Here is a 12,411-nt window from a genome sequence, read left to right on the forward strand (position 1 = left end):
CCCGGTCCGGCGTGCGTCGACACTTCGTCGGTAGATGGTCTCTTCAGAACGGCACGTTATGCCTCGCGTTGACCGCCAGTTGTAGGCCAATGTTCGTCGTGCGCTGTCGGCCCTCGCCCCGGTGCCAGTCAGTGCGAAGGCTGGAAACAGCGTTTTTCGCGGTTAATGGCAGTGCGGGAGGCGACTTTTCCCTTTGAAGGCACCAGCCAGCCACCGGACGCAGCGATGGGCCGCACAACGATTGGTTACCAATGCGCCGAGAAAGCCGCCCCGCTCACGGCAACAGTTCGAGCGCCTGCAGGTAGGCGGGCTGCAGCATCAGTTCGTCCCACGGCTGCGGCAGCGTCTCTGGCAGCAGCGCCACGCGGCGAGATTCGCTGTCGGGGCTGGCACGCCAGCGGCCGTCATTTCGGGCTTGATGCAACCCCTCCAGCAGTTCGTCCAGCGCTTCGCCTTGGCGGTCGCCCTCGCCCACGAGGCTCTGGTTGCACAGCAGCACCAGGTCGCAGCCCGCATCGAGCGCCGCCACGGCCGCATCGGTGTAGCTCACCGTCTGGCCGTCGATGCGGCGCGCGCCTTCCATGCTCAGGTCGTCGCTGAAGACCGCCCCGTCGAAACGCAGTTGCTGGCGCAGGATGTCCTGCAGCCAGCGCCGCGAAAAACCCGCAGGCCGGCTGTCCACCTTGGGGTAGATCACGTGGGCAGGCATCACGCTGGTGAGCGTGCTCGACAGCCAGGGGTACGGCGCCGCGTCGTCAGCCAGCAGGGCTTTCAGGCTGCGCGGGTCCACGGGAATGTCCGTGTGCGAATCGGCGCGAACGAAGCCATGCCCCGGAAAGTGCTTGCCGCAATTGGCCATGCCCGCCTGCAGCAGACCGTGCATGAGGCTCTTGGCCAGCAGGGCCACCACGCGCGGATCGCGGTGGAAGGCCCGGTCGCCGATCACGCTGCTGCGGGAAGCGCCGGGCCGCTGCACGCGTCCCGCGTTGCCTCGGGGCGCCTCATCGGACCAGTCGAGGTCCAGCACCGGCGTGAAGCTGAAGTCCACGCCGCACGACCGCAGCTCGCTGCCCAGCACGTAGCCGGCGGCGGTCGCCGCATTGGTGGCGCGCAGCGCGCCGCTGCCGGGCACGGCCTTGGCGCCCCGGCCGTCGCCCTGCATCCACAGCTCGCCGAACGCCCGCATGGGCGGCAGCTGGGTGAAGCCATCGCTGCGAAAGCGCTGCACGCGGCCGCCTTCGTGGTCCACGCAGATCAGCAGATCGTCCCGCACGGCCTTGATGGCGCTGGTGAGCGCCAGCAACTGGGCGCGATCCTGCCAGTTGCGCGTGAACAGGATCACGCCGCCCGTGAGCGGGTGGGCCAGGCGGCGGCGGTCCGCCGCGGTGAGTTCGGTGCCGGCAACGTCGAGGATGAGGGGGGCGTGTTCGAAAGTCATGGCCAGGGGTTCACTCACTTTTTAATAGCAATCCAGGCAATACCGCATTGCGGTGGGACCTTATTTCTTTTCAACCACGCAAAAGCTCGCCGCGTAGTCGGATTCGTCGGTCACGCTCAGGTGGCACTGCAGGCCCTGGGCCTCGAACCATTCCTTGAGCGCGCCGTGCAGCACGATCACCGGCTGCCCGCTGGGCAGCTTGGCCACCTCGCAGTGCCGCCAGGTCATGGGCATGCGCATCCCCATGCCGATGGCCTTGCTGAAAGCCTCCTTGGCCGAGAACCGGGTGGCGAGGTAGCGCACGCCGCGTTCGGGCCAGCGCGCGCCACGCTCGCGCCAGGTGGACAGCTCGCCCTCGGCCAGCACCTTCTCGGCGAAGCGGTCGCCGTGGCGCTCCAGGCTGGCGCGAATGCGGCGGATGTCGCAGATATCGGTGCCGATGCCGTAGATCATGTTTCAGGGTCCAATCTGCCTCTAAGGCATGAAAATCGCCGGCATATTGCTATCAAATCAGGAGTATTTGGTAGCCATGCCCTCTTCGATGCAGCGCTGGTAGGCCTGCACCGTGGCGGCATAGCCCAATTCCAGCGCATCGGCGATGAGCGCGTGCCCGATGGACACCTCCAGCAATCCGGGCACGCCCTGCACGAAGGCCGTCAGGTTGTCGCGGTTCAGGTCGTGCCCGGCGTTCACGCCCAGGCCGGCATCCAGGGCGGCCTGGGCCGCCGCGCGGTAGCGCTCCAATTCAGCGGCCTGGCGCCCGGTGCCCCAGGCGGCGGCATAGGGCTCGGTGTACAGCTCCACGCGGTCGGCGCCCACGGCGCGGGCGGCGGCCATCTGGGCGGGCAGCGGGTCCATGAACAGGCTCACGCGCACACCCAGTCGGCGGCATTCGGCGATCAGCGGCGCCAGCCGCTCGGCATCCTGCGGAAAGCTCCAGCCGTGGTCGCTGGTGAACTGGTCTTCGCTGTCGGGCACGAAGGTGGCCTGCTGCGGCCGCACCTCGCGGATGAAATCCATGAGGTTCTGCGACGGGTTGCCCTCGATGTTGAATTCGCGGTCCGGCCAGTCCTTCATCAGCGCGGCCAAGTCGTGCACGTCGCCAGCCCGGATGTGGCGCTCGTCCGGCCGCGGATGCACCGTGATGCCCTGGGCGCCCGCCTGCAGGCACAGCAGCGAAGCGCGCGTGACGCTGGGAATGCCCAGGTGGCGCGTGTTGCGCACCAGGGCCACCTTGTTGACATTGACCGACAGGGCGGTGCGGGCGGGAGCGGCGGAGGAAAGGGTCATAGCGATTGCAGGTCCATCATGAGCTGGCGCGTGCGCAGCACCGGGCTGCCGCAATGGTATTGCAGCAGCGTGCGCAACTGGGGTTTGAGTTCGGCCGCCATCGGCGTGCCGGCCTGGGCGATCACGCGCAGCGTGGCGGTGTAGCTGGCGCCCTCGCCCGCCTCCAGCGCGCGCTGCAGCGCCAGCCATTGCGCGCCGGCCAGCGTGGCACGGTCGGTGGCTGTCGCGGCGCGCAGCCCGGCCTCTGGCACCAGCGTGTACCGGGTGGGTGGCTGCAAGGGCGCCAGCGTGACCGTTTCGGCGCCCAGGCTGGGCAGCAGCCCGATCTCGCGCAGCAGCAGCAGTTCGAAGCTGCGCAGCACGGGTTCGAGCGCATCGCCGTGCTCGCTGCCGAGCACCCGCACCACGCCGGCATAGGCGTCGAACAGGGGCGCATGGGCATCCTCGCGGGCCATCAGGCGCATCAGCAGTTCGTTGAGGTACAGGCCCGAAAGCAACGCATCGCCCGTGGGCATGACGTGCCCGCCCACCCACTCTGCGCCCTTGAGCGCATGGATCTCGCCCTGTCCATCGCCCGACAGGGTGTAGTTGACCCGCAGTGGTTGCAGCGGCAGCAGCACGGGGCGAAAGTTGGAGGTGGGCTTCTTGGCGCCCTTGGCGACCAAAGCGACCCGGCCATGGTGCCGGGTGAACACGTCCAGGATCAGGCTGGACTCGCTCCAGTCGTAGCGGTGCAGCACATAGGCGGGTTCGTCGGCAATACGGCGCACAGCCATGGTTTGCTATTCTTTCAATAGCGACCAGTGCTTGATGGACAAGCGCTGGATGAGGGTTTTCTTTGGGTCGGGCACCCGGCACACGGGTGCGCCGAGCCCCGGGGTGGCCCACGGCGCCGAGGCCGCCGAAGCAGCGCAGGGCCGATTCACTCGTAGCCGAACGAGCGCACGCGCGCTTCGTCGTCGGCCCAGCCCGAACGCACCTTGACCCAGATCTCGATGAACACCTTGGCGTCCATGAGCTTTTCCAGCTCCTGCCGCGCTTCGGTGCCGATGCGCTTGAGGCGCTCGCCCTTCTCGCCGATCACCATGGCCTTGTGGCCGTCGCGCTCCACCACGATGGTGGCGGCGATGCGGATCATGCGGCTCTTGGTCTTGCCCTTTTCTTCCTCGAACTTGTCGATGACGACGGTCGAGGTGTAGGGCAACTCGTCCCCCGTGAAGCGGAACAGCTTCTCGCGCACCGTCTCCGAGGCCAGGAATTTCTCGCTGCGGTCAGTCAGCTCGTCCTCGGCATACCACCAGGCCTGCTCGGGCAGGTACTTGGCGCAGATGCCGAACAGGCGCTCGATATCGCCCTTGTTCTTGGCCGACATGGGCACGAACTCGGCGAACGGATGGCGCTCCTGCATGCCCTTGAGCCACGGCGCGATTTCCGCGCGGCGGTGCACCGTATCGAGCTTGTTGGCGATCAGCAGCGTGGGGATGCCGGGCTTGAACAGCGACAGCACCTTGGCATCGGCCAGCGTGAAGCTGCCGGCCTCGACCACGAAAAGAATCAGGTCCACATCGCCGATGGCGCCCATCACCGTCTTGTTGAGCGACTTGTTGAGCGCCGTGCTGTGCTTGGTCTGGAAGCCCGGCGTGTCGACGAACACGAACTGCGTCTGCTCCATCGTGCGGATGCCGGTGATCCGGTGGCGCGTGGTCTGCGCCTTGCGCGAAGTGATGCTGATCTTCTGCCCCACCAGCGCATTGAGCAGCGTGGACTTGCCCACATTGGGCTTGCCCACGATGGCGATCAGGCCGCAACGCTGGCCGGTGGCATCCGCCGGGGCGCTGGCCGGCTTGGCGGCTGCCAGCATCGCTTCCAGGTCATTTTGGCCACCAGCGCTAGGTTCATCTGCGCCACCAGCTACATTTTTTGTAGCATCTTCATTCATGGATTCTTCGCTTTCAATAGGACCAGCATGGCCGCTGCCGCCGCCTGCTCGCCTGCCCGGCGTGAGCCGCCGATGCCGCGCTCGGTCAGGCCCAGTTCGGAGATTTCGCACTCCACATCGAAGGTCTGGCGGTGTGCAGCCCCCACCGTACCCACCACCCGGTACTGCGGCAACTTCATTTTGCGACCCTGCAGCCACTCCTGCAATGCGGTTTTGGGGTCTTTGGCGGCCGCCTCCATCTGCGGGTTGATTTCCACGCCCTGGAAGAGCCGGTGCACCAGGGCCTCGGCCTGCAGGTAGCCGGCATCGAGGTACACCGCGCCGATGAGCGCCTCCAGCGCGTCGGCCAGGATGGATGGCCGCAGCTTGCCGCCCGATTTGGCCTCGCCCTCGCCCAGGCGCAGCACGTCGGGCAGCTTCAAGCGCAATGCCAGTTCATGGAGGGTCTCCTGCCGGACCAGGTTGGCCCGCACGCGGGACAGATCGCCTTCGGGCAGATCGCGCAGGCGCTGGTACAGCAGGCTGGACACCGCCAGGCTGAGGACGGAATCGCCCAGGAACTCCAGGCGCTCATTGTGGTCGGCGGAAAAGCTGCGGTGCGTGATGGCGCGCTGCAGCAGCGAAGGATCGGAGAAAGCATGCTGCAGGCGGTCCTGCAGTGCGGAAAGGCTGGGTTGCACCGACTACTTGGTCTGTTCTTGGAATCGATACACGAGATAGGCCGGGCCGGCCAGGGCGATCTCGCGCGAGTAGCTGAAGGACACGACGATCTTCTCGTTGCGCTTGGTCACCTCGAGGTCCTTGCCCTGGACCGAGCTGATGTTGTCGATCGATGCGGCACGGTCGAAGATGGCGCGCACATCCGGCACCGAACTGCCTTCCCGCGCGGCCTTGTTGGCGGCCTTGCTGATGGCCTGGTACTCCAGGAAGATCGGCACCGACTGCCCGCCGATGGCAAAGGCGGCCACGGCCAGCAGGCCGATGAAAATCAGTCCGATGAACGACAGGCCGCGCTGGCGCGCGCGGCTGGCGGTACGGTGCAATGCCATGGTGATCTACCCCTCTTTGGTATTGGCGGTGGTGAAACGTGCGAAGCCGATGCTCAGCGGAACGGGCCGATGCGCTTGAGGTTGCCGAAGTTCATCCAGACGAAGAAGGCCTTGCCCACGATGTTGGCGTCCGGCACGAAGCCCCAGTAGCGCGAATCGAGAGAGTTGTCCCGGTTGTCGCCCATCATGAAATACTGGCCCTCGGGCACCTTGCACACGACACCCTCGACGCTGTAGCGGCAGTTCTGGCGGTTCGCGAAATCGCTGGCGCCCTGGACGAAGGCCGGCACGTCGGGGTTGTTGATCATGCGGTGGCGGTGGTCGCCCAGCTGCTCTTCGAACTGCTTGAAGTAGCGCATCGTGTCTTCATCGAAGAAGTCCGGCACGGCGGAGGTTTCCACCACCTGTCCGTTCACCGTGAGGCGCTTGTTCAGGTAGGCCACTTCGTCGCCGGGCACGCCCACCACGCGCTTGATGTAGTCCATGCTGGGCTGGGGCGGGTAGCGGAACACCATCACATCGCCGCGCTGGGGCGCATTGCCCTGCGTGAGCTTGGTGTTGATGACGGGCAGGCGGATGCCGTAGGTGAACTTGTTCACCAAGATCAGGTCGCCCACCAGCAGCGTGGGAATCATCGAGCCCGAGGGAATCTTGAACGGCTCGAACAGGAACGAGCGCAGTAGGAACACCACGGCGATCACCGGGAACAGGCCGGCGGTCCAGTCCAGCCACCAGGGCTGCATCAGGATGCGGTCCTTGGCCTCCTGCACGTCGCCGTCCACCTTCTGGATGCCCATGCGGTCCAGTTCGGCGCGCCGCTGCGCCGCCGCATCTTCGATCGCCTGGGCCGCCTTTCGGCGGCGTGGCAGGAAGACCAGCCGCTCGGCCAGCCAATAGGCGCCCGTCACTACGGTGGCCAGGAACAGCAGCAGGGCGAAGTTGCCTTCGATGGCCCCCATGTACCAGGCCCCGACATAGGCCACGAAGGCGGCGAGGATCACGGAGGTCACGTATTGCATGGCCTGCATCTCAGTCTTCCACCTGCAAAATGGCCAGGAACGCTTCCTGGGGCACTTCCACCGAACCGATCTGCTTCATGCGTTTCTTGCCTGCTTTTTGTTTCTCGAGAAGCTTGCGCTTGCGGCTGATGTCGCCGCCGTAGCATTTTGCCAGCACGTTCTTGCGCAGCGCCTTGATGGTTTCGCGCGCGATGATGTTCGCGCCGATGGCCGCCTGGATGGCCACGTCGTACATCTGGCGGCTGATGATCTCGCGCATCTTGGCCACCACGGCACGGCCGCGGTACTGCGACTGCGAGCGGTGCACGATGATGGACAGCGCATCGACCTTCTCGCCGTTGAGCAGGATGTCCACCTTCACCACGTCGGAGGCGCGGTACTCCTTGAACTCGTAGTCCATCGATGCATAGCCGCGCGACACCGACTTGAGCTTGTCGAAGAAGTCCAGCACGATCTCGCCCAGCGGCATCTCGTAGGTCAGCATGACCTGGCGGCCGTGGTAGGCCATGTTCATCTGCACGCCGCGCTTCTGGTTGGCCAGCGTCATCACCGGGCCGACGTAATCTTGCGGCATGTAGAGGTGCACCGTCACGATGGGCTCGCGCACCTCCTCCAGGCGGCCCTGGTCGGGCATCTTGGAGGGGTTCTCGACCATCACCACTTCGCCGTCGGCCTTCACCACCTGGTAGACCACGCTGGGCGCAGTCGTGATCAGGTCCTGGTCGAACTCGCGCTCCAGGCGTTCCTGCACGATTTCCATGTGCAGCAGGCCCAGGAAGCCGCAGCGAAAGCCGAAGCCCAGCGCCTGGCTGACTTCGGGCTCGTAGTGCAGCGAGGCGTCGTTGAGCTTGAGCTTTTCCAGCGCATCGCGCAGCGAGTCGTACTCGCTCGCTTCGGTCGGGTACAGGCCGGCAAACACCTGGGGCTGGATTTCCTTGAACCCCGGCAGCGCTTCGGTCGCCGGACCGGCATTGTTGGGCAGCTTCTTTTCCAGCGTGATGGTGTCGCCCACCTTGGCGGCCTGCAGTTCCTTGATGCCGGCAATGATGTAGCCCACCTGGCCGGCGTCGAGCGAGTTGCGCGATTCGTTCGCTGGAGTGAACACACCCAGGTTGTCGGCGTTGTACACCGCGCCGCTGGCCATCATCTTGAAGCGCTCGCCCTTCAGCAGGCGGCCATCGACCACGCGCACCAGCATCACGACGCCGACGTACGGATCGAACCAACTGTCGATGATCATCGCGCGCAGCGGGCCATCGGCCTGGCCGCGCGGCGCCGGCACCTTGGCCACAATGGCTTCGAGAATCTCGTCGATGCCCATGCCCGTCTTGGCAGAGCAGGGAATCGCATCGGTCGCATCGATGCCGATCACGTCCTCGACTTCGGCCTTCGCGTTGTCGGGATCGGCGTTCGGCAGGTCCATCTTGTTCAGCACGGGCACCACCTCCACACCGAGGTCCAGCGCGGTGTAGCAGTTGGCCACAGTCTGGGCTTCCACGCCCTGCGACGCATCGACGACCAGCAGCGCACCTTCGCAGGCCGAGAGCGAGCGCGAGACTTCATACGAGAAGTCCACGTGGCCCGGCGTGTCGATCAGATTGAGGTTGTAGATCTGGCCGTCTTTGGCCTTGTATTGCAGCGCCGCCGTCTGCGCCTTGATGGTTATCCCACGCTCTTTTTCGATGTCCATCGAGTCGAGCACCTGGGCTTCCATATCACGCTCGGCAAGCCCGCCACAGCGCTGAATCAAGCGATCCGCCAAGGTCGATTTGCCGTGGTCGATGTGCGCAATGATGGAAAAATTTCTGATGTGGTTCATCAAGGGAAAGCGACAAGTGATTGAATTAAAACGGAGCGCACAAGAAAAAAGGGCGCGTCAAATGGTGACGCGCCCTGAACCAACAATCATTTGGCAACTGCGATGGTTGGAACTTCATTGTAGGCAAAAAGGCCGAGAGGGAAAGTCCGCCCGACAAGGTTCAGAGGGCGTTGCCGCCTTGCAACGCGTATTTTATACACAGCTTATTCACAAAACGCTTTCGACTTTCGGAATAACTTGTGGGCACACTGTGGATCACCTGTGCATGGTTCGAGACCATCCCACATGGTGGCGCAGAATTGAATCGATATGCAGTTAAGCCGGGAAAAGCAGGCGCCATTCTATCGAAAACGATCAATGGAAATGCCGCGCAAAACGTTGAGGGACCGAACCGGATTTCTGCGCAAAGGCCCCAAACCCCACTTTGGGATGGGGCTTTGTGCAGCCACCGGTCAACGTGCCGGACGGATCAACGCGTATTGGGCCCATTCGCCGCGGCGGAACAGCACGTTGATGGGCTTGCTCTTGTCCGCCTTGGCCAGGGCCGCCTCGAAGTCCTTCAGGTTGGCCACTTCGATATTGGCGATGGAAAGAATCACGTCGCCTTCACGCAGGCCGGCACGCGCGGCCGAATCTGTGGCCGCGTTGACACGCAGCCCACCCTTGAGCTTCAGCTCCTTCTTCTGGGCGTCGGTCAGCTCGGCAACCGCCAGGCCCAGTTGCTGGGCGGCTGGAGACGGCTTGGGTTTTGCGCTTTCACGCTCGCCGCCTTTGCTCGCCACCGGCTTGTCGTCCGGCTCGATCTCGGCCACGGTGATGGAGAGATCCTTGGTGGCGCCGCGGCGGAACACCGTCACCGTGCTCTTGTTGCCCGGCTTGGTATTGCCTACCAAGCGCGGCAGATCGGCGGTTTTTTCGATGGTCTTGCCGTCGAACTTCGTGATGATGTCACCCGCCTCCACGCCCGCCTTGTCGGCAGGAGACCCCGCCTCCACCCCACTCACGAGCGCCCCCTGGGGCTTGCCCAGACCGATCGACTCGGCCACATCCTTGGTGACCTGGCCGATCTGCACGCCGATGCGCCCGCGCGTCACGCGACCCGTGGCGCGCAACTGGTCGCTGACCCGAATGGCCTCATCCATCGGAATGGCGAAGGAGATCCCCATGAAGCCGCCCGAGCGAGAGTAGATCTGGCTGTTGATGCCGACGACCTCGCCACGCATGTTGATCAGCGGTCCGCCGGAGTTGCCCGGGTTGATCGCGACGTCCGTCTGGATAAAGGGCAGGTAATCGCCCGTGTCGCGCTGCTTGGCGCTGACGATGCCCGCAGTCACAGAGTTTTCAAGTCCGAAGGGCGAGCCGATCGCCATGACCCATTCACCGACCCGCAGCCGATTGAGATCGCCCACCTTGACGGCCGGCAATCCGGTGGCTTCGATCTTGACCACGGCCACGTCCGTGCGCTTGTCGGCGCCCACGATCTTGGCTTTGAACTCGCGCTTGTCGGTCAGGGTGACGATGACCTCGTCCGCGCCCTCCACCACGTGCGCGTTGGTCATCACATAGCCGTCTTGCGTGAGGATGAAGCCAGAGCCCACGCCGCGTGGCTGCTCTTCCTCGGGCTGTGCCCGGGGGCGCTGCTGGCGCTGCGCATTGGGCGGCACGGGCACGCCGAAGCGGCGGAAGAACTCGAGCATCTCCTCGTCCATGGCGTTCGGGCCGGCACGCTCCGCGGCCTTTTCCAGCGTGCGGATGTTGACCACCGACGGCCCGACCTGATCCACCAGGTCCGTGAAATCCGGCAAACCCCGGACCGTGGGCGGCGGCGTTTGCGCCAACACACTGACGGGCACAGCCGCGGAGGCAGCGGTCAATGCCATCGCGACGGCCACCGCGCACGATTGCAGATTTTTCCAGTTCGTCGTCATCGGCATCATTGTTCTTTCAAAATTCAGAGGAGACATCGGGAGCAGCAAAAGAACTTCGTATTGCAAGCTTCACATTTGGTTCCCGCCACACCATCGTCAGCAGTTCATGCATCCGCCCCGGTGGGGCGGCTTGGGCAGCGGAGGCACCACTCAACGGGCGTATTCCAGTTGCTCGGCCACCAGCCGCAAGGTTTCCTGCGGCACCTCGCCCACCGCCGTGAGCCACATGTTGCCTGAAACGCGTTGCGCCAGGGTCTGGGTCGCCCCCATGCTGCCCGCGCTCGGGCCGGAAGCATGGCGGGAGGCGTCGTAACGCTCCAGAAAGAGTGAGACCGTCGCCAGCCCATCCGAGAGCAGGCAATGCAAGGGAAGGCCCGTCTGAGCAGCAGACGCATCCTCTTGCTTGTAGCAATCCCCAGGGGTGAACCCACCCACCGGCGCACGCAGGCGCCAACCTTCGGCTTGTGCCGTGGTCTTGCGCATGGCAACCGTGACCACACGGAAATCGCGCACGTCATCCATCATGCCGACGAGGCGCGCAAATGGCACCGTGTTATCCAGCTCCAGCTGAGAAAACGCCGCCTGCTCCAGCACACGTCCCCGCAGGTCGAGGGTCTGCAGCTTCAATATCAAGCCCGAGGCTTCGGCCACCCACATGCGGTAACCGAATCGCAGCCCATCCTTGGGTCGCAGCCAGGCTACTTCGCTTTCGTGGCCCGCAACGCGTTCACGTCCCAATGTCAGCACCGTGTAGTGCGCATCCAGTCCGCGATCAGCCGTTTCAGGCAACCGCGGGAACAAGCTGGGCATGTCGCGGCGATCCTCGCGCACCATGCGTGCCTGGGGCAAGAAGGTACGGACGAGCCCCTCTCGACGATAGACCACGCGGGGAGACCCGTTCAATGCCTCGATGCGCTCGATCTGATCGTTTCCGTCAGCCGCATGCCAGATGCGAGAGCTGACCATGGCGCCCGATGCGGACAACACCACGAAAGTACCGCTGTAACTGTGCTCGCGGGAGGCGCGATGGATACGCTCCAGCCATCCGGAAATGGAGCGTGTGTCGCCAGGCACCGCGGCATTGGATGCAGCAACGACAGGCGACGACCCGGCCAGCGCATAGCCCGAAGCGGCCATGAGCAGCATCCACGCCAGAGCGTGGCGCATCGAAGCCATCTTGCTCAGGTAGCCCGCCAAGGAAGCACGAACACCTCTGACTCGAGGCTGGTGAGCGGCGTACAAGGGGCCTTCTTGGCCTGTCTTCACGATCTCAGCGCGCCGGAGCCTCGAAGGTGGCATTGCGCAGGAAACCTGCCGGCATTTGCAGCGCCGACGTATTGCCAAACTGTTTGTGCGCAGCCAGCAACTCGTCCAGCCGCGGATCGCGGATCATGACCTGCGGTGCACCGCCCCCTTCCGTTGCGTCTGCCACCGCCACGGCTGCAGGAGCGGCGGTCACGGGCACAGCGGAAGCCATCTGCGCACTTTCGGCGCCGGACTGAATACCTGTCATGGCCGTCCATCCAATCGCCCCAACGGCGGCGAGCGAAGCAAAACCCGCAGCCATTTTCCAGCGAAACACGGAGGCATTGGCTGCCACGGCAGGCGTCACGACCTCCGCGACAGCTCCTTGAACGACGGCACTGGCCACCAACGGAGGGCGCTGAATGCCTTCCGCTTCGATCTGGCTGCGAAGCCGATCCACCAGTGAGGAATTCACCGGACGCGCCAACTCGGAAGAGCGAAGCACGTCGCCGATCAGGTGATACATCTGCCACGTTTCGGAGCCGTCCGCATGGCTGCTGGCGTAGTCCACCGCTTGACCAAACTCCTGGCCTCGCAACTGTCCATCCGCGAGGGCAGACAAATGTTCACGCATTTTCAGATCGTCATTCATGGTCGTTCCCCAGCCATCACGTTTTGCTTCAC

At 64.5% G+C, this 12,411-nt stretch carries 12 protein-coding genes; all 12 read right to left on the reverse strand.

What is annotated here, in order from left to right:
- Positions 1-274: 274 nt before the first annotated feature.
- The gene (nagZ, locus tag AVMA1855_RS01320; RefSeq protein WP_284424295.1) at positions 275-1,438 is read right to left on the reverse strand and encodes a beta-N-acetylhexosaminidase; all 1,164 of its coding nucleotides are present in this window, start codon (positions 1,436-1,438) and stop codon (positions 275-277) included.
- Between the two features lie 60 nt (positions 1,439-1,498).
- On the reverse strand, positions 1,499-1,891 hold the full coding sequence (acpS, locus tag AVMA1855_RS01325) for a holo-ACP synthase (protein ID WP_284407044.1): 393 nt from the start codon (positions 1,889-1,891) through the stop codon (positions 1,499-1,501).
- Positions 1,892-1,948: 57 nt separating this feature from the next.
- Complete coding sequence (locus AVMA1855_RS01330; RefSeq protein WP_284424296.1) at positions 1,949-2,728, reverse strand: pyridoxine 5'-phosphate synthase; 780 nt, start codon at positions 2,726-2,728, stop codon at positions 1,949-1,951.
- A complete protein-coding gene (gene recO, locus AVMA1855_RS01335; RefSeq protein ID WP_284395947.1) occupies positions 2,725-3,504 on the reverse strand; it encodes a DNA repair protein RecO in 780 nt (259 codons plus the stop codon). The genes AVMA1855_RS01330 and recO overlap by 4 nt, the downstream gene beginning before the upstream one ends.
- A 146-nt stretch (positions 3,505-3,650) precedes the next feature.
- A complete protein-coding gene (era, locus tag AVMA1855_RS01340) occupies positions 3,651-4,667 on the reverse strand; it encodes a GTPase Era (protein WP_272567881.1) in 1,017 nt (338 codons plus the stop codon).
- Positions 4,664-5,347: a ribonuclease III gene (rnc, locus tag AVMA1855_RS01345; RefSeq protein WP_284407047.1), complete on the reverse strand. Its 684-nt coding sequence runs from the start codon at positions 5,345-5,347 to the stop codon at positions 4,664-4,666. Before rnc ends, era begins: the two co-directional genes overlap by 4 nt.
- A 3-nt stretch (positions 5,348-5,350) precedes the next feature.
- Complete coding sequence (locus AVMA1855_RS01350; RefSeq protein ID WP_284395952.1) at positions 5,351-5,716, reverse strand: DUF4845 domain-containing protein; 366 nt, start codon at positions 5,714-5,716, stop codon at positions 5,351-5,353.
- A gap of 53 nt (positions 5,717-5,769) precedes the next feature.
- Entirely contained in the window at positions 5,770-6,744 is a 975-nt protein-coding gene (gene lepB, locus AVMA1855_RS01355) for a signal peptidase I (protein WP_284424297.1), read from the reverse strand.
- 1 nt (position 6,745) lies between these two features.
- On the reverse strand, positions 6,746-8,554 hold the full coding sequence (lepA, locus tag AVMA1855_RS01360; protein WP_272567874.1) for a translation elongation factor 4: 1,809 nt from the start codon (positions 8,552-8,554) through the stop codon (positions 6,746-6,748).
- Between the two features lie 452 nt (positions 8,555-9,006).
- Positions 9,007-10,491, reverse strand: coding sequence for a DegQ family serine endoprotease (locus AVMA1855_RS01365; RefSeq protein WP_502870244.1), 1,485 nt, complete (start codon positions 10,489-10,491; stop codon positions 9,007-9,009).
- 141 nt (positions 10,492-10,632) lie between these two features.
- A complete protein-coding gene (locus AVMA1855_RS01370) occupies positions 10,633-11,679 on the reverse strand; it encodes a MucB/RseB C-terminal domain-containing protein (RefSeq protein ID WP_284424299.1) in 1,047 nt (348 codons plus the stop codon).
- A gap of 73 nt (positions 11,680-11,752) precedes the next feature.
- Positions 11,753-12,379: a sigma-E factor negative regulatory protein gene (locus tag AVMA1855_RS01375; protein WP_284407049.1), complete on the reverse strand. Its 627-nt coding sequence runs from the start codon at positions 12,377-12,379 to the stop codon at positions 11,753-11,755.
- Positions 12,380-12,411 lie beyond the last annotated feature (32 nt).

This window comes from Acidovorax sp. SUPP1855 (genome assembly GCF_030158955.1).
Classification (GTDB): Bacteria; Pseudomonadota; Gammaproteobacteria; order Burkholderiales; family Burkholderiaceae_C; genus Paracidovorax.